Origin of the sequence: Rhodococcus sp. NPDC058521, from assembly GCF_042719695.1 — a bacterium.
Lineage (GTDB): Bacteria > Actinomycetota > Actinomycetes > Mycobacteriales > Mycobacteriaceae > Rhodococcus_F.
On the sequence record NZ_JBHXNL010000007.1, the window covers coordinates 90715 to 117583 of the forward strand.

Genomic DNA, 26869 nt, shown 5'->3' on the forward strand with positions numbered 1-26869 from the left:
TACGATTGCGGGGTGAGCATGCTGACCGACGAGCACCATGTGCCCTCGGCACAGCCCCCTACGAAGGTCAGTCCGGCGCCCTTGGTGCCGGCACCTGATTTCGGGCCGACCGACCGTTTTCGAGGTTGGGTCGTCACGCTGTTCCTGACCACGATCGCCGCCGTGACGCGATTCGTGATGCTCGGCTACCCTACCGATGCGGGCACCCCGGTCTTCGACGAAAAGCACTACGCCCCACAGGGTTGGCAGGTCCTGACCGGCGGAGTGTGGCTCGAGGACAACCCCGGTTATGGGCTGGTGGTCCACCCACCGGTCGGCAAGCAGTTGATCGCGATGGGCGAGGCGCTTTTCGGTTACAACGGGTGGGGTTGGCGGTTCGCCTCCGCTGTTGCGGGAACGATCATCGTCCTTCTCGTCATCCGTATCGTCCGGCGACTGAGCCGTTCGACCCTCATCGGTGGTTTCGCAGGGATCCTCGTCATCGCCGACGGGGTGACATTCGTGTCCTCGCGGGTGGGGATGCTGGACATCTTCCTCGCATTGTTCGCTGTCGCGGCGTTCGGCTGTCTCGTCGTCGACCGCGACGAGACGCGCGAGCGAACGGCGCGGGTGTACGAAGAAGGCCGGATTCATGTCACCGAGTGGGGTCCACGGCTGGGTGTGCGCTGGTGGCGATTCGGCGCGGGCGTCATGCTCGGCCTGGCATGCGGCACCAAGTGGTCGGGTGTCTACTTCATCGCGTTCTTCGGTCTGCTGTGCGTGGCGTTCGATGTGTCGGCCCGCCGGGCTTACGGCGTACGCCGGCCGTGGCTCGGCACAGGCGTCCGCGACCTCGGCCCCGCCCTGTACGCGTTGGTGGTCGTTCCCCTGATCGTCTACCTGGGCACCTATTGGGCCTGGTTCGCGAGCGAAACGGGCGTGGACCGACACGCGGTGGGCACCGGCGTCGGCAGTGGCGGAACGTGGTCGTTCGTGCCGAGCGCATTGCGGTCACTCTGGTACTACAGCGGCAACGTTCTCGAGTTCCACTCCGGGCTCACCAACTCGGCAGGGAATCACCATCCGTGGGAGTCGAAGCCCTGGACGTGGCCGATGGGACTACGCCCGATGCTCTACTACTTCGCCGACGGCGAGAATGTATCGGGATGCAGCGCGCAGTCCTGTGTGAAGGCGATCATGTTGATCGGTACCCCGGCGATGTGGTGGCTGGCACTACCCGTCCTCGCTTGGGCTCTGTGGAGGGCGCTGGTTGGACGGGACTGGCGATTCGGCGCCGTTCTGGTGGCCTACGGTGCGGCATTCCTGCCGTGGTTGGTCACGCTCGACCGTCAGATGTATTACTTCTACGCTGTGGCATTGGCGCCGTTCCTGGTGATGGCGATAGCGTTGACGCTCGGCGACATACTCGGAAGCGCGCGTGCATCGTTCGAGCGACGTGGAACGGGTTTGTTGGTGGTGTGCCTGTACGTGGGGCTCGTGGTGGCCAACTTCGTGTGGTTGTGGCCGATCCTCACGGCCATCCCGATCACCCCGGACACATGGCAGGACCAACTGTGGCTACCCAGCTGGCGTTGACGAGGAACGGAACTTGTGAGACCCGATCGATCGACTACGAGCGGGGACACGACTCTCCTCTCACCTGACGACCGTGGTGTAACCACATCACCCCCATATCGCTACGACCTGGACGGACTCCGCGGTGTAGCGATCGCTCTTGTCGTCGTTTACCACGTCTGGTTCGGCCGCGTGTCCGGCGGCGTGGACGTGTTTCTCGTCCTGTCGGGCTTCTTCTTCACCGGCATGCTGCTGCGGCGCGCGGAATCCGAAGCCGGCCCGTCGATTCCCACAGTGGTCCGGCGCACCGTCAGGCGGCTGTTTCCTGCACTGATTATCGTATTGGCGGCCACCACCGCCGCCACCGCGATCCAGCGTCCGTTCACGCAATGGTCGGCTCTCGCCGATCAGGCGATCTCGTCGATCCTCCACATCCAGAACTGGGAGTTGGCCCGAACATCCGCCGACTACCAGGCAGCGGATGCGTCGGTCAGCCCGATGCAACACCTGTGGTCCATGTCGGTGCAGGTCCAGTACTACCTGCTCGCCTTGGCGCTGATCGCGGGTGTCGCATGGTGGTGCCGTCGAACCGGTCACCGACAACTGGTGCGGCCCCTGATCGGCGGCGTCATCGTCGTGGGACTGGTCTCGTCGTTCGTGTACGCGGCTCTGCGCTCCCAGGAACACCAGATGTGGACCTACTACGACACGTTCGCACGCTTGTGGGAGCTTCTGGCCGGGGCCGGAATCGCGCTGGTGATCCATCGAATCACCCTCCCCCGGCCGGTCAAGGTGGCGCTCGCGATCGCCGGGATCGCCGTGGTGATCGGTTGTGGATTCGTCGTGGACGGCGGTTCGTCGTTCCCCGGTCCGGCAGCGCTGATCCCGGTGGGTGCCACACTTGCGCTCATCCTGGCGGGAACCGGCCCTTCCGGTGCCGACAGCGACCGGCCGGGAATCGTCCAGGCGCTGGCGACCCGACCGTTCGTGGAACTGGGCGCGATCGCGTACTCCCTGTATCTCTGGCACTGGCCGATACTCATCTTCTACCTCACCTGGCGCGAACGTCCTGAGGTCGGCGCCCTCGGCGGTCTTGCCGTGGTCGTGGTGTCGCTCGTCGTCGCCTGGGTCACGTATCGAGTCGTCGAAGCGCCGATGTCCGGAAAAGCGGGTGCTGCAGCGCCCGCCCGCTTCCAGAAGCGCACGATCGTCGCGACCATCTGCATTCTCGGTGTCGCCATCGTCGGCGCAACGGGCTCGTGGAAGTGGTATCTCGCGCAGAACCCCGAAACCACCGCGCGGGTCGGAGACCTCGACCCGTGGCTGTACCCCGGCGCGGCGACCCTGACGGACGGGACCTTCGCACCCCACGCCGACATGCGCCCGACGGTGCTCGAAGCCGAACACGACGTCCCGCAACCGACGACGGACCTGTGTATCACCGACCTGATGAGCACCGATGTCGTCGAGTGCACGTACGGCGACCCCGATGCCGCCACGACGATCTCCGTCGTGGGCAGCTCGCACGCCGAACACTGGATTCCTGCGCTGGATCTGATCGGCAAGGAGCGCGGAATACGGGTCCAAACCCTACTGAAGATGGGCTGCCCCGTCACCGTGAATCCAGTCCCGATGCTCCACGACGTCGAATACCCGGGGTGCGGCCAGTGGTCGTCGGAGATCCTGGATCGTCTCAGCATCGAACGACCCGATTGGGTGTTCACCACGGCCTCGCGCCCCAACGAAGAAGGACCGGGCGACATCACACCGGACGACTACCTCGGCGTGTGGGAGCGCCTGGGCGGGATGGGTATTCCGCTGTTGGGAATGCGTGACACGCCCTGGCTGCACGAGGACGGCTCCCCGTACGGTGCGCCGGACTGCCTGGCCGACGGCGGCGATGCCGAATCCTGTGGGTTGCCTCGTGATTACGTGCTGGATCCGGTCAATCCGGTGCTGGCCGCCGCCGAGAACTTTCCCCTCGTCCACCCACTCGACATGAGCGATGCCGTGTGCGATGCCGCAATCTGCAGGGTGGTCGAGGGCAACGTTCTCGTCTACCACGACTCGCATCACCTGTCCGCCACCTACACCCGAACGCTGGCGCCCGAACTCGACCGCCAGATCGGTGCCGCCACCGGATTGTGGTGACGCGGACCCTCAGGGCTCGAGCACTCCATCGGCCCAGGCGTTCAAAGGGCCGACGAACTCGAACGCCAGGGGCAGCGGCGCCACCGAATCGAGCTGAGTGGGCGGTACCGGACCCAGTTCGCCGAGTCCGTGGTTGGACGTCGTCATGTGAACGAACTCGAGGTCTGTGTGATCGAGAGCAGCACGAAGGCCTTCTACCTGTTCACAGTTGACGTTCAGGTCCTTGTCCGAGCAGCTCAGCAGGGTGTGTGAGGACTCGGGCACTGCAGCGGCAAGTTCGCGCGGATCGTATTTGTCGGCCTCACTGAAGAAACGAGCTGTGGCCGGGGAGATCCCGACCTGAGGAAGCAGCGGGTGCAACTCGTCCGGGACGACGCCCTTGGTGCGCATCGAGTCGATGGCCTCTTCGAGGCTGGACAGGACCGCGTCCCCCTCGGCCTGTTCCATTTCACCCGCCGCCACGGTGCGGCCGACGTAGGCGTGCACCTGCGCTCGAATTAGGTCGAGGTATCGCATGGCAAGCGGCTGCAGCAATCCGAGCCCACCCACCGCATCGGGCCGGCGCTCACTCACGGCAAGCGCGGTCAGAGACCCTTCACTGTGCCCCAGAATCGAGGTGTGCTGCGGCTCGGTGCCACTGAGCTTCTTCAGTTCCGCCAGCGCGGAACTCGCATCGTCGACCTGCTGCTCGAACCCGTACTCGGTCATTGCCTGTTCCGGCGGGCCGTCCGTTCCGGTGGAGCCGGTGCCGTACTTGTCGAACCGCAACGTCGCAATACCTCTGGAGCCCAGTGCATCGGCCAGTCTCGCAATGGTTTCGGCCCGGTACTCGGGACCGGATGCACCGTTGCGGTCGATGGGACCGCTGCCCGGGAGCAGCAGCGCGGAGGCCGCCGGCGCGATCGACGGATCGGCCGGCCCCCGGTAGGTGCCGTGGAAGGTGTGGCCATCGGAGTCGAACGTGATGTCCGTGTCGACCATCAGGGGCTGACCCGGCAGGTTCGGTACGGGGCGGGGGTCGGCCGAGGACAACGCAGCGCCACTGGTGAGTCCCATGGAACCGAGAAGGACGGCTGACGACAATCCGGCGAGTACGCGCTTGAAGGTAGGCATCGCCAGCCATCCTACGACGGACGAGTGGATCTCACCTGGGAGCGGGAGTCCTCTCGCGATTCGTTTCTCGGCTCTTCTCCCGGCGCTGTTTCGCAGCCATTCGCCGAAGCTCGCGTCGCATGGCGCGGGCATCGAGCATGAGCGGATCACGCGAAAGGTCCTTGTAGAGCGCCACACACAGGCCGATCATCACGAACACGAACGGCGCCGCCGCGATGATCGTCATGGTTTGCAGACCGTCCAGTGCCTCCGACCCACCGGTCCAGAGGATCAGCGCAGCCACACCACCTGTGAGCGTTCCCCAGAACACGACGACCCAACGCCTCGGTTCCAGCGTTCCGCGCTGGGACAGCGAACCCATCACCATCGATGCGGCATCTGCACCGGACACGAAGAAGATCGCAACGAGCGTCATCACCAGCACCGTGGTGATACCGGCGAGTGGCAAGTTGTCGAGCATTCCGAACAACTGGGCTTCTTCGCTGCCACGCGACGCCAGGTCGATTCCGTCTCGCTGTTCCCCGATTCCGGCGCCGCCGAAGATCGCGAACCAGATCAGGCTCACCGTGCTGGGCACTGCGATGACGCCGATGATGAACTGGCGGATGGTGCGCCCCTTGCTGATGCGTGCCAGGAACATGCCGACGAACGGGGTCCACGACACCCACCAGGCCCAGTAGAAGATCGTCCACGAGGAGAGCCAGCTTCCGGTCTCCGGATCTGACGAGGCGCCGGTTCGTGCCGACATCTGCGCAAGGTCCGCGGCATACGCCCCGATCGTCGTCGGAATCAGGTTCAGCATCAGGACCGTCGGGCCCAGCACGAACACGAAGATCGCGAGAACCAGAGCCAACACCATGTTGATGTTCGAGAGCCACTGGATGCCCTTTGCGACACCCGACACCGCAGATGCAACGAACGCAAGGGTCAGGATAGCGACGACTGCAACGAGAAGCAGGGTGCTCACCTGCGACATCCACCCGACGACCTCGAACCCGGAACCGATCTGCAATGCACCGAGTCCCAACGAAGCTGCAGTTCCGAAGAGGGTGGCGAAGATCGCGAGAATGTCGATGATCTTGCCGATGGGCCCTTCGGCGCGACGTCCGAGAAGCGGGATGAACGCCGAGCTGAACAGCTGCTTGCGCCCCTTGCGGTACGAGCCGTACGCGATCGACAGACCGACCACCGCGTACATCGCCCACGGATGGAGGCTCCAGTGGAACATCGTCGTGGCCATCGCGGCGCTGACGCCACCTTCGGAGCCCGGAGGCGGGGTCACGAAATGCGCGAGAGGTTCGGAGAGTCCGAAGAACATCAATCCGATACCCATACCCGCGCTGAACATCATCGCGATCCAGCTCACGGTGCGAAACTCGGGTTTCTCACCGTCCTTACCCAGCGGGATCGTGCCGAATCGGCTGACAGCGAGCCAGATGGAGAAGAGGACGAAGCCGGTCGCAGCAAGCACGAACAGCCAACCGATGTTCGTGACGATCCAGTCCAGCATCGATCCGGTGGTGGAGTTCATGTGATCGGGAGCCACGAGGCCCCACACCACGATTGCGAGTACGGCCACTGCCGCTACCGAGAAGACCACGTAGTCGGTGCGGATACCGACCCGGGTCAGACTGCTCGGTGCAGACCCCGATCCGTCGTCCGCCGTATCGCGGTCCGAAGTGTCAGTGTTCATCGCCATGGTGTTTCACATTCCTCGAGTTCGTTCGCAAAAGCAAGCTAGGGCATGACGTGTCACGGGTGTGCAACCTATCTCGCACCCCGTTCACTCTGCGGTTCTGCCCCATCCCGAGCCCCTTCCGATCAACCCGTCGATTCCGAGACGACCGGCGCCCGACACTGCCAGCAACAAAGCACCCGTACCCAGCGCAACCACCAGTTCGTACCCTCCTTCGGCGACGAAGACACCCTTGTCCAGATGAACGATCACGAACGCACCCAGCATGTCGAGAAACAGAAGGAAACCGGCGATCGAGGTGGCCAGGCCTGCGACCAACGCCACTCCCCCGCCCAGCTCGACAGCTGCAGCGACGACCGCGCTCACATTCGACGCCGGCACGTTCATGTCCCGAAACGACGCCTGGGTGGCACCGACACCGGCATCGAAGAACTTCTGCCATCCGTGAGCCACGAACACGACCCCGAGCCCGATTCTGGCGACGAGAATCGCTATGTCGCGAAACAGTGTGGATGCCACCGGAGTCCCTTCTCTCTACGAATCGTCAGTCCGCTCCTCGTAGTGCGGAACGGACGAACCCAAGTACATCTTCGTCCGAAATCCCGAGATTTCGCAGTTCTTGGACATACTGGGTCGCGGCGCGCTCGGCGTGTGTCCTCGTCGGGTCCCCACCCGAGGCGATGAACGTCCCCTGTTTGCCGTGCGTCTCGATGACTCCTTCGCGCCCCAACTCGCGATACGCCTTCGCCACCGTGTTGGGTGCAAGGTTCAACGTGGACGCCAGCGCCCGCACCGTCGGTATCTTGGTTCCGGCGATCAACACGCCCGACCGAACCTGCTCGATGATCTGCAATCGGACCTGATCGAACGGTGCCACAGCCGAGTCCGCATCAATGTTCAGGTGCACGGTCCCTCCCTTCCGTCACGCTTCCTGGTCAACGCTAGGCGAAGACGGTGCTCGGGGCGTGCACAATGAGGGCATGGCCGAGAACGCGACTATTTACCACAACCAGCGATGCAACACCTCCCGCACCGTTCTTCGATTGATCGAAGAATCCGGCATCGAACCGACAGTGGTGAAGTACCTCGAGACACCACCGTCACGTGACGGCTTACGCAAGTTGCTCGACGACGCCGGACTGCAGCCGAGCCAGGCGATTCGCAAACGCGAAGCCGTGTACAAGGAACTCGGCCTCGCTGATGCCACCGAGGATCAGCTCCTCGAGGCCATGGTGGACAACCCCATCCTCATCGAGCGACCGATCGTGGTCACCGACAAGGGCACGGTGCTGGCTCGCCCGGCCGAGAAGGTCGAAGAAGTTCTCTGACCACCCGACCCGCTAGATCGGATCGCGGGCAACCGGGCAGGACATGCACCGTGGGCCGCCGCGTCCCGACCCCAGTTCGGAGCCTGCGATCCGCAACACCTCGATACCCGATGCCTCCAGGCGGGCGTTGGTTTCCACGTTCCGCTCGTACGCGACGACGACGCCAGGGGCCAGCGCAAGCGTGTTGTTCCCGTCGTCCCACTGCTCGCGTTCGGCGGTCACGTTGTCGAGGCCGGTGTCGATGACACGGAGCTTGCCGATGCCCATCGCGTCCGCAGCAGCGTCCAGGAACGGATCCGCACCGCGAATACTCACGCCCTTGTCCTCACGGTGAATCGTGAATGCGGACAACGTGTCCTGGATCGCCGGATACATCACCACGGCATCGACGTCGACCATCGTGCAGACGGTGTCCAGATGCATCGACGCCCGTTCCTGGGCGATCGGGACGACCAGCACGGTGTGCGCCAACTCGTCCTCGAAGACACTCCTGGCCAGTGCTTCCGCTCCGGCGGGCGTGGTTCGCTCCCCCACTCCGACCGCGACCACACCCGGCGCGAGCAGCACCACGTCCCCACCCTCGACAGGAGCAGTGTGCGATTCGTACGCGCGGCGGACGCCGAGAAACCTCGGGTGGTGGGCGTAGATGAGATCGGTCAGCGACGTCTCTCTCGCCCGTGCCGGCAGCGCCAACGACGTGATCGCCACCCGAGACCCGATCCAGAACGACGAGTCTCGGGTGAACAACAGATTGGGTAGTGGGTCGATGACGAAGTCGCCGCCGTGGTGCATTCGCCTGACCAACGACGACGAACTCGCGTCCACCGGCAACTCGTCGAAGGTCATGCCGGCGGTGAGAATCGTGGACAGTTCGGCCGCGGGAACAGCGCGCAGGTGGGATGTCAGCTCGTGCGCCAAGGTGTGACCGAGCCTTCGAGGGTCGACCGCCGCACCGATTCCCTGCATCCGGGCAGCACCACTGACGGTCAACGCTTCGGTGAGAAGATCCGAAAGCAGCATCACGTCGACGCCGCGGCTCCTCAGGAGGTCTGCGAACGCATCGTGTTCTTCCTGCGCACGATCGACCCACGGCAGGCCGTCGAACAGCAGTTGGTCGTTGTTGCGCGGTGTGAGGCGCTTCAACTCGTCACCGGGCCGGTGCAGCAGCACACCGCGGAGCGTGCCCACCTCGGAACTCGCCCCCATTGCGGCCGATCCCGTTGCGTTCATGTCTCGACGGTAGTGCGCCGGAGCCCCCTCGGGCAGCACATACGTATTCGGTCGCGCATGACAGGACCTCGAGTATGGTTCGGGTATCCGAACGGAAGGTGGGTGCACGCATGGAGATGCCCGAATGGTCGGCGAAGGAACTGACCCCCGGCCAATTGTCCGAGCGCAGCGGTGTCGCGGTGTCCGCCCTTCACTTCTACGAACGCGAAGGCCTCATCTCGAGTCGGCGGACCAGCGGCAATCAACGCCGCTATCGCCGAGACACGTTGCGACGTGTTGCATTCGTTCGCATCTCCCAGCGGGTCGGGATTCCACTTGCCGACATCAGAGAGGCGCTGTCGACCCTCCCCGAGGGCAGGACCCCCAACAGAAAGGACTGGGCCAAACTCTCCGCCGAGTGGCACTCCGAACTCGACGACCGGATCGAGCAACTGCAACGCCTACGCGACAACCTCACCGGCTGCATCGGATGCGGATGCCTGTCGCTGAGCAGCTGCAGAATCGTCAACAGCCACGACAAGCTCGCCGCCGCCGGGCCCGGTGCCCGCAACCTGGACGTGGAACTGAGGAACGAACTCACCCAGTGAGGCCGTCACATGAACTCACCGAGTGAGCCAGTCCCGAATCTCGCCACCGTCACGCTCGACCATCTGCATAACCATCTGCTTCGCCAGAGCCTCGATCTGCCCTCCGACAAGCCGGATCTTCACCGTCACCGCCCCATCGACATCGATCACCGACCCTGCCCCCGACCCGCGCAGAACGAAAGAGCCGTCGATGGTCAGCGGCAATGCGGTAGTACTGCCTCCGAAAGAACCTTCGGCACGACCATCGGACAGCGGACCCCAGGAGTCAGTGCGCTCGATCTTCATCGGACCCCGCACGACCGCACGCACGACAGCGGGAAACTTCTCCGGGTCGGTTGTTTCGGTCACCGTGACGGACAACGCTCCCGGACCCGGCGATTCGATACGCGTCTGCGCGGTCTCGCTCTCGCGCAACCGGTACTGCCAATAGGCCTCGTCGGTGAGCGCGGCGTGCACAGCCTCGACGTCGTGGTCCAACTCGATGGTTGTGGCGAAACGTTTCGGCATGCCCGAGACGCTACCGGAACACGGCCTACAGGAACTTGCTGAACTGGTCGTTCGCCTTCTGCATGACGAACTCGTACGGCGGCGCGAATTTCCGTGCCCACCAGTACCCGAACCGAATGTCGTTGGACGTGTAGACCATGAATCGGTTCTTCGCGATTCCGGCGAGAATGCTGTCCGCGACCTTCTGCGGTGACACTGCGCGTTTCTCGAAGCGATGCACGAACTTGTCGACTCGGGGATCGTCGCGGTCCACACCGGCGATCTCGACCGTTCCCACGAGAGGCGTCTTGACCGCCCCGGGAACTACGAGGCTGACCCCGATCCCGTGTCGCTTCAGATCGAATCGAAGCACCTCCGACACACCACGAAGACCGAACTTGCTGGCGCTGTACGCGGCATGCCAGGGCAGTGCCAGAATTCCGGCGGCCGAGGACACATTCACCAGGTGGCCGCCACGGCCTGCTCGGACCATCGGCGGGACGAAGCTCTCGATGATGTGGATCGGTCCCATGAGGTTGACGTCGACCATCGACTTCCAATGACGATGCTCGAGATTCTCGACGGTCCCCCACGCCGAGATCCCGGCGACGTTCATCACGACGTCCATGCTGCCGAATTGATTGTGTACGTCTTCGGCGAATCGAGTGACCTCGTCGAAGTCCGACACGTCGAAGGCGCGCGAGAAGCTCACCGTGCCCCCACGCGCACCGACCTGTTCGACGGTCTGCGCGAGCCCCACCTCGTTCACGTCCGTCAGGAAGAGTTGCGCACCGGAGGCAGCCGCGGCCAGCGCGGTTGCATGCCCGATTCCACTGCCGGCGCCTGTGATCAGAGCCTTCTTGCCGTCCAACGTCTTGATCGCCATCGTCTCTCCGAACCCCCGTCGTCGCAGATCGCCCTTGCGCTCGGCAGTCTACGCACGCGCGCTCGCAACGCGACAGACGAGAGGCATCCCCGATTTCCGGGGCGACGATCCGCGGATCACAGGCGTTGCCCCATCTCCTCCTGGTATTTCCGGATCGATTCCTCGATCGTCGTGACTGCGCTGTTGTCACCGTGCTTCTTTGCGTAGTCGGCTCGGTCACGCAGAGTCCTGATCGCCTTGCGCAACTCGGCGTCACTCATTTTGTGTTCCATCTCACAATCATGGCCGAGAGTGGGCTGCGAAACCAGTCCCCGCACGCTCCGCGAGAACGTGTTTCAACCGTGGTGGACTCATGACACCGGGCGACGCGATCGCCCACTCCGCCCCCAACGCTCACGCGACCGGCACCCGCCGGCAGAACGCACCACGCGTCACAATCGAATACCTACCAACGAGTAGACTTGACGCAGTCACGGTGACATCGAGCGACGTTTTGTAAGTTGCATTACGCAACGCAGCGCGGGTGTCTGATCAGTACGGATGTCCAACTTTTGGTATGCGGACTCCAGACTCGACATCACACAGCTAACTTTCAGTAACTTGCTGCGAATCGGGGCTCGGCCGCACGGCATGTCGTCCGTTCCCGGCCTCGTCGCACGCCGACACGCACCCGATCACTCCCCGCGTCCACGTGTTCGCCACCGCGTTCGACCGGATACAAATTCGGCCTCGACTCGGCCTCCGAACAGGCCATGCAAACCGCCGACCGACAGTCGATGCGGGCGCCGGTTTCAGACATTTCACGAGCTACTGGCCGGTTATTTGAGTGGTAGGGTTTCACCCACATTCCTTATGCGCCCACGAGAGAGGACCATGCGGCTCACATGGCTGATTTTGCTGAGCGGTTGAACAAGCTCTTCGACACGGTCCATCCTCCCGGTCGCAAGCCTCATACCAACGCAGAGGTTGCGTCGGCACTGATCGGCGATGGGCACCAAATTTCGAAGCCGTACATTTCGCAGCTTCGATCCGGTCAACGCACCAATCCGTCCGACGAGACCGTCGCGGCATTCGCGCGGTTCTTCAAGGTCAAGCCGGACTACTTCTTCAACGACATCTACGCGGCCAAGATCGACCACGATCTCGAATTGCTTTCCCAACTCCAGGGATACGGCCTCCGCAAGTTGTCGAGCCGTGCGTTCGATCTCTCCGAAGAATCCCAGAACCTTCTCACCACGATGGCCGAGAAGCTGCGCTCCAGCGAGGGACTCCCGGAAGTTCCGCCCGACGCATCGCGTTAGTTCTCGGTCGATCGCTCGCCGGCCTTGTTGTATTCGTTCGCGATCCGCAATACCCAGCGGCGCGGCGAATACCCCGGGGGCGGCGCGATCCATTTCGTGTCGACCACTACCGCACTGTTCTGCGGGTCCCGTGCCCACTTCGCGACCACCCGTACGTGGTCGCGCGATGACTCTGGTGGCACTTGTGGATTCGCGAACAGCCCGGCGCCGGCCTGCACGTACATCGCATCCATGATCTGAGCGACCGAATCCGATGCTCGCAGCACAGATGTGCGCGCGCCACCGACACCTTCGATCACTTCCGGGAACCGTTCGATCAATATGTCGTGCAATGGTTTCACGCGACGAATGTCCACGCGGGCGCGCAGCCAAATCTCGACGAGCACCCAGACGGACCCGATCGAGACCAACAGTGCCGCCGCCGCATACACGGCGGGAGAGTGCACACGCTGACCTTCGTTGCCCGACAGCTCCCCGGCCAGGGCCACCACCACGGCGATCAGCAGCACCGCCGAACCGGCGACGATGAGTCCGATACCTCGGCCCAACGGCGCCCACGCAACATGCGCGAGTCCGGTGGCAATCACAACCACCAAGGCAACCGTCATGAACACGAGCGCCGGCATCACGACGTCGAGACATGCAGCAACACCGACGACGACAGCCATCCCGAAGACGGAAATGCTCATCGGGCGCATCCAACGCCGAGACACGTTGGGGCGCACCGCGGCAGCGCCCACGGCACCACCCGCGGCGCAGAAGAGCCACGCCAGCAACGTGACTGTACGAGGCAAGTCCGATCCAGGCGCGATCTCGTCCACGACGGCCCACACCTGCGGGATCACCACCGTCGACGCCACGGCCGCACACACCACGGATATCACCATCGCATTGCGCAGCGGCGTGGGGTTACGCGCAACGACCCGTCCGATTCGCGCACCGGCGGCGATCCACACCACCAACGCGACAGCCCAGGCAATCACCCGATCGCCTCGTCGTATCGGAGGACGGACAACGGTGCGCCTCTACCCTTCATCGTCGCCATTCGCATGAGCATCATCGACGCGAAAGTCTCTGCTTCCCACTCGGCGATCTCGTCGAGTGCCGAATCCTCGGTGTTCCTCAACGATCTCTGACTGAGCATGTAGGCGATCAGGTCGTCACTCGCTTCCAACGTGGCCTCTGCGATTTCGGCTCCTTCGTGCCGGAACACGACGTGGCCGAGTTCGTGGGCGAGGGTTCGGTCCGTATCCGGCAGGTCGGGGGCCAACACGATGACGTCGTGATCCGGATACGCGCGACGCTGCCCACACACACCCACCGCAAGATCCGACGAGTACTCCAGTTCGATCGGGCGCTTACGTTCGCGCGCCACCGACTCGACGACATCGGCGAGGGTTACGGCCTCGGCTGCGACTGCGGCGTCGAGGACTGCATCGACGGCGGCAGCCACGCGCCTATGGGATCGCCTCTGCGACATGACCTACGCACCTCCCGCTGACATCGGCACCAGGAACTCGGCGCGCGCCGCGGCGAGCCGGGCCTGCTGTGCGCGCGCACCGCGGAAGGTGGCAGCACCCGCGCCCGCAGCACAGACGAACAGCACACCGATCCCACCCAGCGTTGCCGCGACAGGCAAGGGCTCGGTGTGAACCACTGGTAGCGCTTCGGGATTGTCCGGTGCGCTTGCCGCAGCAGGTGCGTTGTCCGCGAGCGGTGCTGCAGGTGGAGCTGCAGCGATGTCCGGAGACGTGATCGCCGAAGACGGACCGGGCACGGAAGGAGCGTTCGGCGACGCAGGCGCCCCGCCCGCAGCACCACCCACGCCGCCGCTGGGGGCAGGGGGTGCTCCCATCGCCGGTGGAGCAGGTGGCGGTGCGCCACCACCCGGCGCGGACGGAACCTCGGCCGGTTCGTCGGACCGCTCACTCGCGCCTGAGTCACTGTCCGCGGGCGGGAGTGGTGCGTCCGGCGCCTCGGAATCGTCCTCGGACCTTGGGATGCTGGGAATACCAGGTGCCTGTGGCGCCGGGCGATCCGGCTTGTCCGGGCGATCCGGCTTGTCCGGGCGATCCGGCTTGTCCGGGCGGTCCGGCCGATCAGGGCGGTCCGGCCGATCAGGGCGCTCCGGCCGATCAGGGCGGTCCGGTCGATCAGGACGCTCCGGACGATCAGGGCGCTCCGGGCGATCAGGTCGATCAGGGCGATCAGGTCGATCAGGTCGATCGGGCCTGTCAGGGCGGTCCGGCCGATCCGGACGCTCCGGGCGATCAGGTCGATCAGGGCGATCGGGCCTGTCCGGGCGGTCCGGCCGATCAGGACGCTCCGGCCGATCCGGACGCTCCGGCCGATCCGGGCGATCAGGACGCTCCGGCCGATCCGGACGCTCCGGCCGATCCGGCCGATCCGGGCGATCAGGACGCTCCGGGCGATCAGGACGCTCCGGACGATCAGGGCGATCAGGGCGATCAGGTCGATCAGGTCGATCAGGGCGATCCGGCCGATCAGGGCGATCAGGTCGATCAGGTCGATCAGGGCGATCCGGCCGATCCGGACGCTCCGGACGCTCCTTCGGCGAGTCCTCGTGATCACGCGAAACGCTCGGAGTGGGTGTGGATTCGAATGTGGTCGACGGCGAGTCGGCGGACTCGTTCCCGTTCGACTGTTTCTCCGTCGGTTCGTCTGACGTGTACGTCGATTCCGAATCATCCGGGTCCGACGTCGTGGAGGAACTGCGCTCCGATGTTTCGCTCTCGGAGCGATCGGAGGGCTGGGAATCACTGGAGGACGGGGATTCGGATTCCGAGTCGCTGGACGACTCCGAGGACGACGAGTCGGAATCACTCGGCCGAGCGTCGGCCGCCGCCGGGTGCATCAGAAGGGAGGCCGACCCGGTTCCGGTCAGGAAGACGACCGCGAGACCACTTGCGGCCAGTCGGCGAGCCGCGCTGCGGTTGCCCATGTCACCCCTTCGCGAAATCGTGGTCAGGCATTGGAATAGAGCGCAGCAATGATAACGATTCGTTATCGGAGAGGTGCTGGTGGTGCCGGAGTCGGGGGCCGACACCACCAGCGGGCACCCGGGCCAGGTGGGACCCGGGGCGTCTTTGGGAACCCTCTGTCGGGTTTCACTGAACGAGGTTGCGGCGCTCCGTCGAGAGCGCTGAGTCGCCTCGTGCTTACAGTGTGTTCACCAGCAACATCGCTGCAGTGATTGTCGCGATCACAGTGGCATGTGCAATTGCACCCGAAACACGGGCCATTACCTGCATTTTCCCACTCCGTTCGACGAGTCCGTTCGACGTCGACCACCATCTAATACGAATCAGTTACTCAATAGCAAATCCAATGTTGAACTTGCTGGTAGCGATGCGGGCTCGAGCGAGTTGTTGAGCGAGATTCCGAGTTCCGTCAGCGAATACTCGACCTTGGGTGGCACCTGATGGTAGATCGCGCGATGCACGATGGCGTCGTCTTCGAGTTCACTTAGTTGCTGGATGAGCATCTTGTCGGTGACACCCAGGACAAGCCGACGAGTCTCACCGAAGCGCTTCGGCCCGTCGCGGAGCGCCCACAGTATGAGCACCCTCCACTTCCCCCGATCACATCGATCGCGGCGTCGATATAGTAAGTACCCGACTTGAAAATCGGTACTTGTCGAATGTAGCGCACAAGGAGAAGCTGCAGGCGTCACGTCCGCGGCACGACCGAAAGTCTTGGCGTCGAAACCCTTTGAAAGAGAAGGGGAACCATGACTCTCGACCATCGCTCGGGTGACGATTGTCGGACTGGGTGCGATGGAGAGAGTCCTCGCAACTCGGCTCCCGTCCGACGGCCACAGGGTGACCGTCTGGAATCGCACACCTTCGCGTGCCCGCCCGATGGCCGAGGCCGGTGCAACAATTGTCGACTCGGTGGAGGCTGCAGTAACTGCTTCGAACCTCGTTGTGGTCTGTCTACTCGACGCGGACCCAGTGCACGAACAACTCGACCCCGTGGTCGACTCGCTCGCCGGACGCACAGTCGTCAACGTCACCACCACGACCCCGAACGAGGCGCGGGATCTCTCGGTATGGGCGCAACGACATCGAATCAACTTTGTCGACGGCGGGATATTCGCGACGCCCGACATGATCGGAACCCCCTCGTCGACCGTTCTCCACAGCGGAGACGAGCTGACCTTGGATCGATATCGCACTGTTCTCGAAGGCTTCGGTCGGACGACGTTCGTCGGCGCCGACCCCGGCGCAGCCGCCCTGTACGACTCCGCCATGCCCGGAGCGATGTACGCGATGTTCGCCGGCTTCGAGCAGGGTGCCCGCATGGTTCGCACGGTGGGCGGGTCGGCCGAATGGCTGGCAGAGATGGCAACACCGTTCCTGCAGGCAACGGCAACTGCACTCGCCGAGCAGGCCCGGCAGATCGACTCACCGGACGAGTTCGAGCCCGTGCAAACCGTGGAGTTCACCCGCGACGCGATCGACCTCCTCAACCGGTCTGCTATCGACGCTTCCCAATCGCCGGATCTCATGAATGCGACCTCGAGCCTTCTCGGGCAAGAGCTGGTTCGCTGATCCGATCCCCCCATATCGAGAAGGACCCCGCCATGACGGCGGGGTCCTTCTCGATATCTGTAACTATGTGGAGCTGAGGGGAATCGAACCCCTGACCTCTTCGATGCGAACGAAGCGCGCTACCAACTGCGCCACAGCCCCTGATGCCGCCCCGTAAGGCTGCTCGGCAACTCTAGCAGCACTCTGGGAGGGCAACGCATTCCGCCCCTGCGGGCGGGTACCGACGAGCTACTCGCCCGCTGCCCGCCTCATATCCGTCCTGGCGTAAACCGGCTCACTCTCGTAGTGGTCGAGGTGATCGAACTCGGGGTCACCGTCGTCGACCTCGAGTACCACCGAACCCGGGCGACGAAGCCGTGATGGAACGAGACGCAGTTCTTCGTCACTACGAGATTCCACACCGAGTCGTGAACGGCTGAGCCGTGCGGTACGACGACGACGGATCTCCTGCTCGATCTGCACCTGCCGGCGAAGGTAGGCGAGGTAACCGACGAGGCCGATGACCGAGGTGGCAAATGCCCACCACAGCATCGGAGTCAGGATGAGAGCAAGTGCACCGGACATGAGCGCCACGAACACCAGGCCGAGCATGGAACGTTGACGGAAGGCATAGCGTGCTTCCCGCGCGAGAGCATCTGCCTCCGGGTCGAATCCACCACGGCCGCGGCGCTGAGTCACGTATTCGCGAGCAGGTCCACGCTCACCGTCGAACCGGTCGTCTTCTTCGTCGAAATCCACCTGGTCCTCCGCGGGGTATCCGTCGTGGTCCGGTTCCGGTTGCCAGTTCGGATCACTGCGGTGCCCTGCTGCGGGGCCACGCTGCACGGGACGCTCGTCTCCGCGATGCAGCACACGCGTAGCAAGCGCTGCGTCGGTGGTCTGGCGAATCCGGGGGCGGTTGTTGACGAGCATGGGAACCAGAACGAACAGCCACACGACAACAAGGCCGATCCAGAGAAATGAATTCGGCATCCTGCGGCCCTCCTCCCAATCGTCTACCAGCGTCTATACCGCCGTTGACCCGTTCAGGTTAACGGTTCCCCTGCACACATCCTTGCAGACGCGCCGATCCCACCATACCCAGCTGTCACACGAGTAACTCGAAACAGTGGCGTTCAGCACGGACAGTAGCGCCACACGACTTACATCACTGTCATATTGGGAAAGTAGTACGGGCGTCCAGCTATCTCTGGATAACCATGCGATTGCCGGAGGTCAGATCCATTGCGCCTGTCCGCCACGGACCAGTCGATCGGTAACCGTTCCGGACACGTCCTCCACGGTCATGCCGACCAACTTGTGATCGCGCCACTGCCCGTCGACGTCCAGGTAGCGCTTCAACAGCCCTTCGTCACGAAATCCCACCTTGCGGAGGACCGCCCGACTCGCCTCGTTCTCGGGCCTGACCGTCGCCTCGACTCGATGCAGACCGACCGGACCGAACGCGTGGTCCAGACCCAATGCCAGCGCAGCAGTCGCCACCCCGCGCCCATTCACGTCCTGCTCGACCCAGTAGCCGATCCATGCAGACCGCAACGCGCCACGAACGATGTTTCCGAGCGTGATCTGACCGCAGTATCTTCCGTCCAGTTCGATCGACATCGGCAGCATTCGGCCCTTACGCGCCTCCGCGCGCAGGCTCCCACACAGCCCCGGCCAGTTGGTCACATGGTGCCGTGCGTCCCACGCCGATTCGCTCGTAGGCTCCCAAGGCTCGAGGTGTGCACGATCACGGGTCCGAATCCGACTCCACGCTGCGGCATCGCGCATCCGAATGGGACGCACCGCCACCACGCCACCCGAAACCTGCAACGGTCCGAGTCGTGCCGGCCACCCCGGATGCGTGGACACCTCTGCTACCCGCCTGCTCTTCTAGCCGCGCTGAGCGAGGAAAGCGACATCGACCTCGTCACCGGTGCGGATGTCGGTCACCTCCGGGTCGATGAGAACGAGGCAATTCGCCTCGGCGAGGGTCGCGAGCAGATGCGACGAAGCACCAGGAGCACCGCCGAGCGCCTGCACCAGGTACTCGCCGGTCCCCTCGTCACGCATGAGCTGTCCCCGCAGGAATCCCTTGCGGTTCTCGATCGAGGTGATGGGTGCGACGGTGCGGGCCTTCACCACTCGCCGCATCGGCTGCCGACGTCCGAGCGCAATCCTGATGAGGGGACGAACCAGCACCTCGAAGACCACGAGCGCGCTGACGGGGTTCGACGGCAACAGGAACGTGGGCACTTCGTCTCGGCCCAGCTGGCCGAATCCCTGCACCGAGCCGGGGTGCATCGCGACACGACCCACCTCCACGTCACCGAGGTCGGCGAGCGCCTCGCGTACGTCCTCGGAGGCACCGCCACCGACAGCTCCCGCGATAACGACGATCTCGGAGCGGATGAGCTGGCCCTCCACCACCTCGCGCAGTCTGCGCGGCTCTGTGCTGGCAATTCCGACCCGGTTCACATCGGCACCCGCATCGCGGGCGGCCGCGGCCAGGGCGTACGAGTTCACGTCGTACACCTGCCCCGGGCCGGGAGTGCGCTCGATGTCGACGAGTTCGCCGCCCACCGAGATGACGGAAAGACGAGGCCGCGGATGGACGAGGACCTTGTCCCGGCCGACCGCGGCGAGCAAACCTACCTGAGCGGCACCGATGATCGTCCCGGCACGAACGGCTACGTCGCCCGGCTGGACGTCGTCACCCGCACGGCGGACGTAATCACCCGAACGCACGGACTTGTAGATCTTGACGCGAACCCGACCCTGGTCGGTTCTGTCGAGGGGCAGCACCGCGTCCGCGAGGGTGGGTAGAGGCGCACCGGTGTCGACTCGCACGGCCTGCCGAGGCTGCAGCCGGATCGGCTGGCGGGAGCCGGCGGTCACCTCACCGACGACGGGCAGACTCAACTCGACCGGAGCACCGTCGTCGTCCCGCAGATCGCCACCTGCACCCTGAATGTCGACGCTTCGGACGGCATAGCCGTCGATCGCAGCCTGGTCGAAGCCCGGCAACGGCCGCTCGGTGACGACTTCTTCGGCACACAGCAGGCCCTGGGCTTCGGAGATCGCCACCCGGACGGGCCGCGGGGCCACCGCGGCCGCAGTCACGATGGTCTGTTGCTCCTCGACCGACCGCATGTAGTTCTGTCCTCCCGAAAGTCTAGGAACCCGCCCGCTTCAATCGGTCGGTCAACCACTCACGCAGCGACGGGCCGTACTCGTCGCTGTTCAATGCAAAGTCAACCGCAGCACGGAGGTAGCCGCCGGGATTTCCTAGGTCGTGTCGTGTTCCGCGGTGAACGACGACGTGCACTGGATGCCCTTCATCGATCAGCAGGGCGATGGCATCGGTGACCTGAAGCTCACCACCCGCTCCCGGCTCGATACGACGCAGCGCGTCGAAGATCGCTCGGTCGAGGAGGTAGCGACCCGCGGCCGCGAACGTGGAGGGCGCGTCCTCGATCGCCGGCTTCTCGACCATGCCCGTGACCTTGAGGACGTCGGGGTTGACCGCGTCCGGCACAGTCTCGACCTCGAAGACGCCGTAGGCGCTGACCAGCTCCTTGGGGACGTCGATGGCGCACAACACCGTGCCTCCGCGCTTGGCGCGCACTCGGGCCATGGTCTCGAGAACACCGCGGGGCATCACGAGATCGTCCGGAAGCAGCACGGCTATGGCGCCTTCGTCCTCGTCGAGGACGGATTCTGCGCAACCGATGGCGTGGCCGAGACCGAGCGGCTCCTCCTGAACCACCGATTCGACCTGCAGCAGGCCGGGCGCCTTCCGCACCTTCTCGAGCAGGTGATATTTGCCGCTCGCTTCGAGCTTGCTCTCGAGCACCAGATCTTCGACGAAGTGGGCGACCACACCGTCCTTGCCCGGGGACGTGACGATGACGAGACGATTCGCGCCCGAGTCGGCGGCCTCACCGGCAACCAGCTCGATACCGGGGGTGTCCACCACCGGGAGCAGCTCCTTGGGAACCGTCTTCGTCGCGGGAAGAAACCGCGTGCCCAATCCCGCTGCCGGCACGATTGCCGTGCGGAAGGCCTTGTCGATGTCCTGAGCGGCTTCTGTCATTCCCACACCATAACGGTGGAAGCTACCGGGGAGTCACCTAGACCTTATGGTTGCCTGTGTGAGCGCGGAGACGAAGATCGAGTGGCGCGCGGCAGTGTTGGAAGCGCGGCGCAGCACATCCCCGTCCGATCGGGCTACCGAGGATCGCGCAATCGAACATCACGTGTGTGCGGCCGTCGCCCCGGGAACAACTGTGTGCGCGTATGTACCCACCAGGCTCGAACCGGGAACTGTCGATCTTCTCGACGCGATTCGAGGCATCGCCGGGCGGGTTCTGCTCCCGGTCACCGGCGAACCCGGGCCGCTGCAGTGGGCCGAGTTCACCGGCAGCGGGCATCTTCTCCCGGCCGCTCGCGGACTGCGGGAGCCTTCCGGCCCGAGGCTCGACGCGCACGAACTCTTCCTCGCCGATGTCGTCTTCGTGCCCGCCCTCGCCGTGGACCGCCGAGGCGTGCGACTGGGCCGCGGCGCCGGCTACTACGACCGCACCCTGCACGCGGCCGGTCCGGAAACACGGCTGGTCACCATCGTTCGAGACACGGAACTGGTCGATCACCTTCCCGAGGATCCGCACGACATACGGATGGGGTGGGCGATCACCCCAACACTCGGCCTTCGCAGCCTCGAGGAATAGAACAAGTCGGGCATTCGTTGGTTCGGATTGGCGCCGTTGGCACTGTCGACGGTAGAGTGCTAACACCTGAGGTGTGATTTACACAGTGCGGAGGAACCCCAGTGCCCACCTATTCGTATGCATGCACCGAATGCGACAACCGTTTCGACATCGTCCAGTCGTTCAGTGACGATTCCTTGACGGTGTGCCCTGCATGCTCGGGCAAGCTCCGCAAGCTGTTCAACTCCGTAGGCATCGTCTTCAAGGGCAGCGGCTTCTACCGCACCGACAGCCGCGGCGGATCGAACACAGCGAGCGAGTCGGCCAAGTCGGAGTCCACCAAGTCCGACTCTTCGAAGTCCGAGACCACGACTTCCAGCACTGCGAAGTCCGACAGCTCGTCGACCGGCTCCACGCCGGCCAAGGCTGCAGCGAGCTGATCCACCCGCGCCTGTCCACAGGCGCGAGCGTTCTCCCCAGGCACTGTTTTCTCCCGCAGGTGGGCCAGTGCACCCCTTTAGTCTTCCGGCATGCCACCTGCCCTTTCCACGAATTCACTTCGTCCCGGCTTCGTCGATCGAATCTCGGAACGCCTTCGTTCGGATCGTGTCCGAGCGGTTCACGTTCGGAGAATCCTCGCGGCCGCACTCGCGGTGTCGGCAGTATTCGTGATGTTGCGTGGCAACCCGGACGACGATCGAGTCAAAGTTGTCGTTGCCGCGCACGACCTTCGCCCCGGCGTGGTGCTGACCGACGATGATCTCGAAGTCGCCGAGCGCGATGCGGGTTCGATACCGGCGGGCAGTCAGATCGGTACGGACACCGTTACGGGCCGCATTCTGGCCGGACCCACCCGTGCGGGAGAACCGCTCACCGACATCCGAATACTCGGCCCTCGTCTTGCCGACGCCGCGACAGGGATACCCGACGCCCGGATAGTGCCGCTGCGTCTCGCAGACCCCGGCGTTGCGGGGCTTCTGCGTGAGGGCGACCGGGTCGACGTACTCACAGTAGCTACCGAGAAACCTGCTGCACCGTCGAGTGCCGTAAACGCAGCAACTCTCGCGACCGGAGCCGTGGTGGTTCTGGTCACGCAGCCCGAGAACGAACGCAACCAGCGTGAACGCGTGGTGATGCTGGCACTCCCCCGCGATGATGCAACCCGAGTTGCCGCCGCATCACTTACCGACGCAATCACAGTTACGCTCCAGTGATCACTCATAGCCTCGCAACGTGTTCTAGGATTTGCCTGCCAGCCAGTGCTCAATGACAGCCAGAACATCTGAGGAGAATCGACATGCTCAAGGGATTCAAGGACTTCCTGCTCCGCGGAAACGTCCTCGACCTAGCCGTTGCCGTTGTCGTCGGCACTGCGTTCACGGCGATCGTCACCGCCTTCACCACCTACGTCATCAACCCGCTCATCGCGGTCATCGGCGGAAGTGGCGAGATCGGCCTGGGCATTCAGCTCGGCGACGAGGGGAACCAGGAGACCTTCCTGAATCTGGGTGCGGTCATCACCGCCGCCATCAACTTCGTCATCATCGCGGCGGTCGTGTACTTCATTCTGATCGTGCCCGCCAACGCAGCAAAGAAGAAGTTCGCGACCGAACCCGAAGACAAGGAAGCCAGCGAGACCGATCTGCTGATCCAGATCCGCGACATCCTCGAGACCTCGGCAGCGCGCACCGACGGCGCGCACGCCAAGTCAACCCTCGAGTGACATTCGAACCACAGCAAAAGGCCGGGCCCGTACGGGGCCCGGCCTTTTGATCGGAACAGATCAGCCGAGGCTGAAGGGCTGTCCCCACAGGGTGACGTTGCCGTCGACCGAGTCGGTCGAGACGTCCACCTTCACGTAGGAGCGAGCCTGGGCGTAACCGGCGCAGCCGGACACGGCGAAGGTCTCGTCCGAGTAGGTGAAGCCACCACTGTTGCCCTTGAACTTGAACTTGCTGGTGGTCGTGTCGTGACCGTGCTCGTCGGTCTTGGTGATCTCGAGGATCGAGACGGCCTTGGCCTCACCGGGGCCGATGGTCACGCCGCCGGAGGCCGAAGCCGAGGGGTCGGCAACGATCGAGGTTTCCTGGGTATCCTCATCGGTCGAGGTAGTGAAGTTGGATCCACCCTCACCGCCAGCGTCGCCACCGAAGTTGAACTGGCACGCCACGATGTACCCGGCATCGATCGAACCACCCTTGGCAGTCCCACCATCGATCTTCACATCGATGTTGCCCGACGCCCACACATTGCGGTGCAACGGAGTCGAACCCATCGACGGGTTGATGTTCGCCGAGTTACCCGTCTGCTTCACCGTCACCACCGTGCCGTCGAGCAGAGTCTGAGTCACCTCGCCATCCTGCAACGGAACAAAAGTATCGGCATTGGCCGCACCGGCAGAAAAGAAGCCGATCGCGATGGTCGAAGCAGCCACCACACCGGCAGCCTTGGCGCCGTAGCGCACGGTCTTGCTGTTCATGAATCCCCTCCAGGGATGAGATCGCTTACGCGAAGAGTCTGAAAAATACTGCTACGGAACGACACTCAGCCGATAGTGAACGGCTGACCGTAGAGGGTGGACTTCACGTAGTGATTACCCGGAACCTCGACCACCGTGTACGCACGCGCCTGCGCGTACCCACCACAACCCTGAACCTGAATCTCGGCATCCTTGTACTGGATCGCGGAGACACCCGACTTCAGGTCTTCCTTCGACTTGATCTTCGCGAACTTCACCTCACCCGGCGCAACCGGAAGGCTCAACGAACCCGACAGATCCAAACCCTTGGCACTCAGACCACCCGACAGACCACCCTCGAGACCGGTGATATCGACCTGGCAACCCACGATGTACCCCGTGGTGATCTTCGCCCCCTCCTCGGGAACCTCACCCTTCAGATCGGCGAACACATCACCCGACACCCACGCCACACGACCCGCACCATTGGCAGCCAACGACGGAGAAACCTTCGCGCTCTCCGCATTACGGGCAACCTTCACCGACACCTCGGAAGCGTTGGTCACCTTCTCACCACCCGGCAACGGGATGAAGGTGTCTGCATTCGCAGCACCAGTCGACATCAAACCAAGCGCAACAGCTGCAGCGGCACCAAGGCCGGCAACGCGGACACCACGGCGCAGGCCGGACTTACGGTTCTCGCTCATTCATACCCCTAAACAGGCGCTCCCATCTCCGACCGTCGGAGGGGGCGTTTACCTCGTGCTTGGGATAAGTTAGCGGAACCTTGGCTCGAACGTGATACCCAGGTGACCTGTTCTACGTCACTTTTGTCGGCCGTTTCGGTCTCGAAACATTAGGTAACCCTGCATACGACGAGGCTGGGAGCCTCTGCAGCCCCCAGCCTCGCGTTACTCTAGTATTCAATTTTCTCGTGTGATGTTGGTCTCAGTCGAACATCAGCCGAGGCTGAAGGGCTGTCCCCACAGGGTGACGTTGCCGTCGACCGAGTCGGTCGAGACGTCCACCTTCACGTAGGAGCGAGCCTGGGCGTAACCGGCGCAGCCGGACACGGCGAAGGTCTCGTCCGAGTAGGTGAAGCCACCACTGTTGCCCTTGAACTTGAACTTGCTGGTGGTCGTGTCGTGACCGTGCTCGTCGGTCTTGGTGATCTCGAGGATCGAGACGGCCTTGGCCTCACCGGGGCCGATGGTCACGCCGCCGGAGGCCGAAGCCGAGGGGTCGGCAACGATCGAGGTTTCCTGGGTATCCTCATCGGTCGAGGTAGTGAAGTTGGATCCACCCTCACCGCCAGCGTCGCCACCGAAGTTGAACTGGCACGCCACGATGTACCCGGCATCGATCGAACCACCCTTGGCAGTCCCACCATCGATCTTCACATCGATGTTGCCCGACGCCCACACATTGCGGTGCAACGGAGTCGAACCCATCGACGGGTTGATGTTCGCCGAGTTACCCGTCTGCTTCACCGTCACCACCGTGCCGTCGAGCAGAGTCTGAGTCACCTCGCCATCCTGCAACGGAACAAAAGTATCGGCATTGGCCGCACCGGCAGAAAAGAAGCCGATCGCGATGGTCGAAGCAGCCACCACACCGGCAGCCTTGGCGCCGTAGCGCACGGTCTTGCTGTTCATGAATCCCCTCCAGGGATGAGATCGCTTACGCGAAGAGTCTGAAAAATACTGCTACGGAACGACACTCAGCCGATAGTGAACGGCTGACCGTAGAGGGTGGACTTCACGTAGTGATTACCCGGAACCTCGACCACCGTGTACGCACGCGCCTGCGCGTACCCACCACAACCCTGAACCTGAATCTCGGCATCCTTGTACTGGATCGCGGAGACACCCGACTTCAGGTCTTCCTTCGACTTGATCTTCGCGAACTTCACCTCACCCGGCGCAACCGGAAGGCTCAACGAACCCGACAGATCCAAACCCTTGGCACTCAGACCACCCGACAGACCACCCTCGAGACCGGTGATATCGACCTGGCAACCCACGATGTACCCCGTGGTGATCTTCGCCCCCTCCTCGGGAACCTCACCCTTCAGATCGGCGAACACATCACCCGACACCCACGCCACACGACCCGCACCATTGGCAGCCAACGACGGAGAAACCTTCGCGCTCTCCGCATTACGGGCAACCTTCACCGACACCTCGGAAGCGTTGGTCACCTTCTCACCACCCGGCAACGGGATGAAGGTGTCTGCATTCGCAGCACCAGTCGACATCAAACCAAGCGCAACAGCTGCAGCGGCACCAAGGCCGGCAACGCGGACACCACGGCGCAGGCCGGACTTACGGTTCTCGCTCATTCATACCCCTCGTCAGGATTCTTGCTGGGACCCAGCCTCGTCGGTCGAGACTGAGAAGTGGTCCGATTCGAACCCAGCGCAGTATTCACGTGTGCTGTGTCCGCGGAGTTAACTCGAGATGATCACGAATCGATCACTACACCGAGCACGAGAGCTCCCGTTCGAACTGCGGCGAGCGCGTCGTTTCGTACAACTCCAGCACCAACTCGCGGAGGACAGTAGCGGCAATTCGGGCGGAACGGCAATTAATCGACACAGAATGAGTGAGTGATGTGGAACACACCTCATTCAGGGTTCAACCAGTGGGCAGAATTTGCACATTCACAACCATCGGCAATCCGTCTGACCTGCACGTTCACGCTCCATTCATATAATGTTCCGCATATGAATACCTGAACTCACCCAGATTTTTGGGATGGAGGAGCATCCTGCATTTCCCGGAAACTCGGGGAAAATAGAAAGGTCCGAATCGAGCA

General features: G+C 63.5%; 32 protein-coding genes and 1 tRNA gene. 12 read left to right on the forward strand and 21 right to left on the reverse strand.

Features of this window, described 5'->3' with window-relative positions; translation table 11 throughout:
• The first annotated feature begins 18 nt into the window (after positions 1 to 18).
• Positions 19 to 1575, forward strand: coding sequence for a dolichyl-phosphate-mannose--protein mannosyltransferase (locus tag ACFWO3_RS13295; RefSeq protein WP_378578348.1), 1557 nt, complete (start codon positions 19 to 21; stop codon positions 1573 to 1575).
• Positions 1576 to 1683: 108 nt separating this feature from the next.
• Complete coding sequence (locus tag ACFWO3_RS13300) at positions 1684 to 3705, forward strand: acyltransferase family protein (protein ID WP_378578350.1); 2022 nt, start codon at positions 1684 to 1686, stop codon at positions 3703 to 3705.
• 9 nt (positions 3706 to 3714) lie between these two features.
• Here ACFWO3_RS13300 and ACFWO3_RS13305 read toward each other — a convergent pair whose 3' ends face one another.
• From ACFWO3_RS13305 to ACFWO3_RS13320, 4 genes are all read right to left on the reverse strand, one after another.
• Entirely contained in the window at positions 3715 to 4818 is a 1104-nt protein-coding gene (locus tag ACFWO3_RS13305) for an alpha/beta hydrolase (RefSeq protein WP_378578060.1), read from the reverse strand.
• Positions 4819 to 4849: 31 nt separating this feature from the next.
• Complete coding sequence (locus ACFWO3_RS13310) at positions 4850 to 6517, reverse strand: BCCT family transporter (RefSeq protein WP_378578063.1); 1668 nt, start codon at positions 6515 to 6517, stop codon at positions 4850 to 4852.
• Positions 6518 to 6601: 84 nt separating this feature from the next.
• Positions 6602 to 7033 carry a DoxX family protein gene (locus tag ACFWO3_RS13315; protein ID WP_378578065.1) on the reverse strand — a complete coding sequence of 144 codons (432 nt, stop codon included), beginning with the start codon at positions 7031 to 7033 and terminating at the stop codon, positions 6602 to 6604.
• Between the two features lie 25 nt (positions 7034 to 7058).
• Positions 7059 to 7421, reverse strand: coding sequence for a GntR family transcriptional regulator (locus ACFWO3_RS13320; protein WP_378578067.1), 363 nt, complete (start codon positions 7419 to 7421; stop codon positions 7059 to 7061).
• A gap of 73 nt (positions 7422 to 7494) precedes the next feature.
• Between ACFWO3_RS13320 and arsC the strand changes: the two genes are divergently transcribed.
• Positions 7495 to 7842 (forward strand): arsenate reductase (glutaredoxin), encoded by a 348-nt coding sequence (gene arsC / locus ACFWO3_RS13325; protein WP_378578070.1) that lies wholly within the window; start codon positions 7495 to 7497, stop codon positions 7840 to 7842.
• A 12-nt stretch (positions 7843 to 7854) separates the two neighbouring features.
• On the opposite strand, the gene arcA is transcribed toward arsC, so the two are convergent.
• Positions 7855 to 9072 (reverse strand): arginine deiminase, encoded by a 1218-nt coding sequence (arcA, locus tag ACFWO3_RS13330; RefSeq protein WP_378578072.1) that lies wholly within the window; start codon positions 9070 to 9072, stop codon positions 7855 to 7857.
• 110 nt (positions 9073 to 9182) lie between these two features.
• Between arcA and soxR the strand changes: the two genes are divergently transcribed.
• Positions 9183 to 9659, forward strand: coding sequence for a redox-sensitive transcriptional activator SoxR (gene soxR, locus ACFWO3_RS13335; RefSeq protein WP_378578074.1), 477 nt, complete (start codon positions 9183 to 9185; stop codon positions 9657 to 9659).
• Positions 9660 to 9674: 15 nt separating this feature from the next.
• On the opposite strand, the gene ACFWO3_RS13340 is transcribed toward soxR, so the two are convergent.
• The 3 genes from ACFWO3_RS13340 to ACFWO3_RS13350 form a co-directional block, all read right to left on the reverse strand.
• Positions 9675 to 10166 carry a DUF2505 domain-containing protein gene (locus tag ACFWO3_RS13340; protein ID WP_378578076.1) on the reverse strand — a complete coding sequence of 164 codons (492 nt, stop codon included), beginning with the start codon at positions 10164 to 10166 and terminating at the stop codon, positions 9675 to 9677.
• A 25-nt stretch (positions 10167 to 10191) separates the two neighbouring features.
• Entirely contained in the window at positions 10192 to 11031 is an 840-nt protein-coding gene (locus tag ACFWO3_RS13345; protein ID WP_378578078.1) for an SDR family oxidoreductase, read from the reverse strand.
• 116 nt (positions 11032 to 11147) lie between these two features.
• Positions 11148 to 11291: a hypothetical protein gene (locus ACFWO3_RS13350; RefSeq protein ID WP_378578081.1), complete on the reverse strand. Its 144-nt coding sequence runs from the start codon at positions 11289 to 11291 to the stop codon at positions 11148 to 11150.
• 624 nt (positions 11292 to 11915) lie between these two features.
• Here ACFWO3_RS13350 and ACFWO3_RS13355 point away from each other — a divergent pair.
• On the forward strand, positions 11916 to 12332 hold the full coding sequence (locus tag ACFWO3_RS13355; protein WP_378578083.1) for a helix-turn-helix domain-containing protein: 417 nt from the start codon (positions 11916 to 11918) through the stop codon (positions 12330 to 12332).
• On the opposite strand, the gene ACFWO3_RS13360 is transcribed toward ACFWO3_RS13355, so the two are convergent.
• The 3 genes from ACFWO3_RS13360 to ACFWO3_RS13370 are packed head-to-tail and all read right to left on the reverse strand — an operon-like array spanning position 12329 to position 14109.
• Entirely contained in the window at positions 12329 to 13315 is a 987-nt protein-coding gene (locus tag ACFWO3_RS13360) for a hypothetical protein (RefSeq protein ID WP_378578085.1), read from the reverse strand. The genes ACFWO3_RS13355 and ACFWO3_RS13360 overlap by 4 nt on opposite strands.
• Positions 13312 to 13812 (reverse strand): ImmA/IrrE family metallo-endopeptidase, encoded by a 501-nt coding sequence (locus ACFWO3_RS13365; RefSeq protein ID WP_378578087.1) that lies wholly within the window; start codon positions 13810 to 13812, stop codon positions 13312 to 13314. Before ACFWO3_RS13365 ends, ACFWO3_RS13360 begins: the two co-directional genes overlap by 4 nt.
• Positions 13813 to 13815: 3 nt before the next feature.
• Complete coding sequence (locus ACFWO3_RS13370; protein ID WP_378578089.1) at positions 13816 to 14109, reverse strand: hypothetical protein; 294 nt, start codon at positions 14107 to 14109, stop codon at positions 13816 to 13818.
• 501 nt (positions 14110 to 14610) lie between these two features.
• On the opposite strand from ACFWO3_RS13370, the gene ACFWO3_RS13375 reads away from it, so the two are divergent.
• Both ACFWO3_RS13375 and ACFWO3_RS13380 read left to right on the forward strand, forming a co-directional pair.
• A complete protein-coding gene (locus tag ACFWO3_RS13375) occupies positions 14611 to 15018 on the forward strand; it encodes a DUF4573 domain-containing protein (protein ID WP_378578352.1) in 408 nt (135 codons plus the stop codon).
• On the forward strand, positions 14945 to 15346 hold the full coding sequence (locus ACFWO3_RS13380; protein ID WP_378578091.1) for a hypothetical protein: 402 nt from the start codon (positions 14945 to 14947) through the stop codon (positions 15344 to 15346). The genes ACFWO3_RS13375 and ACFWO3_RS13380 overlap by 74 nt, the downstream gene beginning before the upstream one ends.
• 311 nt (positions 15347 to 15657) lie before the next feature.
• On the opposite strand, the gene ACFWO3_RS13385 is transcribed toward ACFWO3_RS13380, so the two are convergent.
• Positions 15658 to 15918: a winged helix-turn-helix transcriptional regulator gene (locus ACFWO3_RS13385; RefSeq protein WP_378578093.1), complete on the reverse strand. Its 261-nt coding sequence runs from the start codon at positions 15916 to 15918 to the stop codon at positions 15658 to 15660.
• 187 nt (positions 15919 to 16105) lie between these two features.
• On the opposite strand from ACFWO3_RS13385, the gene ACFWO3_RS13390 reads away from it, so the two are divergent.
• Entirely contained in the window at positions 16106 to 16906 is an 801-nt protein-coding gene (locus tag ACFWO3_RS13390) for an NAD(P)-binding domain-containing protein (RefSeq protein ID WP_378578096.1), read from the forward strand.
• A gap of 68 nt (positions 16907 to 16974) precedes the next feature.
• Here ACFWO3_RS13390 and ACFWO3_RS13395 read toward each other — a convergent pair.
• From ACFWO3_RS13395 to ACFWO3_RS13415, 5 genes are all read right to left on the reverse strand, one after another.
• Positions 16975 to 17047 (reverse strand) — tRNA-Ala (locus ACFWO3_RS13395).
• A gap of 87 nt (positions 17048 to 17134) precedes the next feature.
• A complete protein-coding gene (glpR, locus tag ACFWO3_RS13400) occupies positions 17135 to 17878 on the reverse strand; it encodes a gephyrin-like molybdotransferase receptor GlpR (RefSeq protein WP_378578098.1) in 744 nt (247 codons plus the stop codon).
• Between the two features lie 243 nt (positions 17879 to 18121).
• Complete coding sequence (locus ACFWO3_RS13405; RefSeq protein ID WP_378578100.1) at positions 18122 to 18757, reverse strand: GNAT family N-acetyltransferase; 636 nt, start codon at positions 18755 to 18757, stop codon at positions 18122 to 18124.
• Between the two features lie 21 nt (positions 18758 to 18778).
• Positions 18779 to 20038, reverse strand: coding sequence for a gephyrin-like molybdotransferase Glp (gene glp / locus ACFWO3_RS13410; protein ID WP_378578102.1), 1260 nt, complete (start codon positions 20036 to 20038; stop codon positions 18779 to 18781).
• 22 nt (positions 20039 to 20060) lie between these two features.
• Entirely contained in the window at positions 20061 to 20981 is a 921-nt protein-coding gene (locus ACFWO3_RS13415) for a UTP--glucose-1-phosphate uridylyltransferase (protein WP_378578104.1), read from the reverse strand.
• 58 nt (positions 20982 to 21039) lie between these two features.
• On the opposite strand from ACFWO3_RS13415, the gene ACFWO3_RS13420 reads away from it, so the two are divergent.
• The 4 genes from ACFWO3_RS13420 (at position 21040) to mscL (ending at position 23317) form a co-directional block, all read left to right on the forward strand.
• Positions 21040 to 21615 carry a 5-formyltetrahydrofolate cyclo-ligase gene (locus tag ACFWO3_RS13420; RefSeq protein ID WP_378578106.1) on the forward strand — a complete coding sequence of 192 codons (576 nt, stop codon included), beginning with the start codon at positions 21040 to 21042 and terminating at the stop codon, positions 21613 to 21615.
• Positions 21616 to 21716: 101 nt separating this feature from the next.
• Positions 21717 to 22034 carry an FmdB family zinc ribbon protein gene (locus ACFWO3_RS13425; protein ID WP_378578108.1) on the forward strand — a complete coding sequence of 106 codons (318 nt, stop codon included), beginning with the start codon at positions 21717 to 21719 and terminating at the stop codon, positions 22032 to 22034.
• Positions 22035 to 22124: 90 nt separating this feature from the next.
• Complete coding sequence (gene cpaB / locus ACFWO3_RS13430; protein WP_378578110.1) at positions 22125 to 22808, forward strand: Flp pilus assembly protein CpaB; 684 nt, start codon at positions 22125 to 22127, stop codon at positions 22806 to 22808.
• A gap of 83 nt (positions 22809 to 22891) precedes the next feature.
• On the forward strand, positions 22892 to 23317 hold the full coding sequence (gene mscL / locus ACFWO3_RS13435; RefSeq protein ID WP_378578112.1) for a large-conductance mechanosensitive channel protein MscL: 426 nt from the start codon (positions 22892 to 22894) through the stop codon (positions 23315 to 23317).
• A 60-nt stretch (positions 23318 to 23377) separates the two neighbouring features.
• Here mscL and ACFWO3_RS13440 read toward each other — a convergent pair whose 3' ends face one another.
• From ACFWO3_RS13440 to ACFWO3_RS13455, 4 genes are all read right to left on the reverse strand, one after another.
• The gene (locus ACFWO3_RS13440) at positions 23378 to 24073 is read right to left on the reverse strand and encodes an MspA family porin (RefSeq protein ID WP_378578114.1); all 696 of its coding nucleotides are present in this window, start codon (positions 24071 to 24073) and stop codon (positions 23378 to 23380) included.
• 65 nt (positions 24074 to 24138) lie between these two features.
• Complete coding sequence (locus ACFWO3_RS13445; protein ID WP_378578116.1) at positions 24139 to 24759, reverse strand: MspA family porin; 621 nt, start codon at positions 24757 to 24759, stop codon at positions 24139 to 24141.
• Positions 24760 to 25011: 252 nt separating this feature from the next.
• The gene (locus tag ACFWO3_RS13450; protein WP_378578114.1) at positions 25012 to 25707 is read right to left on the reverse strand and encodes an MspA family porin; all 696 of its coding nucleotides are present in this window, start codon (positions 25705 to 25707) and stop codon (positions 25012 to 25014) included.
• Positions 25708 to 25772: 65 nt separating this feature from the next.
• Positions 25773 to 26393, reverse strand: a complete 621-nt coding sequence (locus ACFWO3_RS13455; RefSeq protein WP_378578116.1) for an MspA family porin — start codon at positions 26391 to 26393, stop codon at positions 25773 to 25775.
• Positions 26394 to 26869 lie beyond the last annotated feature (476 nt).

Excerpts from the sequence above, each read along its gene's own strand:
- ACFWO3_RS13295 (WP_378578348.1), top strand. The coding sequence starts at position 19 with ATGCTGACCGACGAGCACCATGTGCCCTCGGCACAGCCCCCTACGAAG.
- ACFWO3_RS13305 (WP_378578060.1), bottom strand. The coding sequence starts at position 4,818 with ATGCCTACCTTCAAGCGCGTACTCGCCGGATTGTCGTCAGCCGTCCTT.
- ACFWO3_RS13310 (WP_378578063.1), bottom strand. The coding sequence starts at position 6,517 with ATGGCGATGAACACTGACACTTCGGACCGCGATACGGCGGACGACGGA.
- arsC (WP_378578070.1), top strand. The coding sequence starts at position 7,495 with ATGGCCGAGAACGCGACTATTTACCACAACCAGCGATGCAACACCTCC.
- arcA (WP_378578072.1), bottom strand. The coding sequence starts at position 9,072 with ATGAACGCAACGGGATCGGCCGCAATGGGGGCGAGTTCCGAGGTGGGC.
- soxR (WP_378578074.1), top strand. The coding sequence starts at position 9,183 with ATGGAGATGCCCGAATGGTCGGCGAAGGAACTGACCCCCGGCCAATTG.
- ACFWO3_RS13340 (WP_378578076.1), bottom strand. The coding sequence starts at position 10,166 with ATGCCGAAACGTTTCGCCACAACCATCGAGTTGGACCACGACGTCGAG.
- ACFWO3_RS13345 (WP_378578078.1), bottom strand. The coding sequence starts at position 11,031 with ATGGCGATCAAGACGTTGGACGGCAAGAAGGCTCTGATCACAGGCGCC.
- ACFWO3_RS13350 (WP_378578081.1), bottom strand. The coding sequence starts at position 11,291 with ATGAGTGACGCCGAGTTGCGCAAGGCGATCAGGACTCTGCGTGACCGA.
- ACFWO3_RS13355 (WP_378578083.1), top strand. The coding sequence starts at position 11,916 with ATGGCTGATTTTGCTGAGCGGTTGAACAAGCTCTTCGACACGGTCCAT.
- ACFWO3_RS13365 (WP_378578087.1), bottom strand. The coding sequence starts at position 13,812 with ATGTCGCAGAGGCGATCCCATAGGCGCGTGGCTGCCGCCGTCGATGCA.
- glpR (WP_378578098.1), bottom strand. The coding sequence starts at position 17,878 with ATGCCGAATTCATTTCTCTGGATCGGCCTTGTTGTCGTGTGGCTGTTC.
- glp (WP_378578102.1), bottom strand. The coding sequence starts at position 20,038 with ATGCGGTCGGTCGAGGAGCAACAGACCATCGTGACTGCGGCCGCGGTG.
- ACFWO3_RS13415 (WP_378578104.1), bottom strand. The coding sequence starts at position 20,981 with ATGACAGAAGCCGCTCAGGACATCGACAAGGCCTTCCGCACGGCAATC.
- cpaB (WP_378578110.1), top strand. The coding sequence starts at position 22,125 with ATGCCACCTGCCCTTTCCACGAATTCACTTCGTCCCGGCTTCGTCGAT.
- mscL (WP_378578112.1), top strand. The coding sequence starts at position 22,892 with ATGCTCAAGGGATTCAAGGACTTCCTGCTCCGCGGAAACGTCCTCGAC.
- ACFWO3_RS13440 (WP_378578114.1), bottom strand. The coding sequence starts at position 24,073 with ATGAACAGCAAGACCGTGCGCTACGGCGCCAAGGCTGCCGGTGTGGTG.
- ACFWO3_RS13445 (WP_378578116.1), bottom strand. The coding sequence starts at position 24,759 with ATGAGCGAGAACCGTAAGTCCGGCCTGCGCCGTGGTGTCCGCGTTGCC.
- ACFWO3_RS13450 (WP_378578114.1), bottom strand. The coding sequence starts at position 25,707 with ATGAACAGCAAGACCGTGCGCTACGGCGCCAAGGCTGCCGGTGTGGTG.
- ACFWO3_RS13455 (WP_378578116.1), bottom strand. The coding sequence starts at position 26,393 with ATGAGCGAGAACCGTAAGTCCGGCCTGCGCCGTGGTGTCCGCGTTGCC.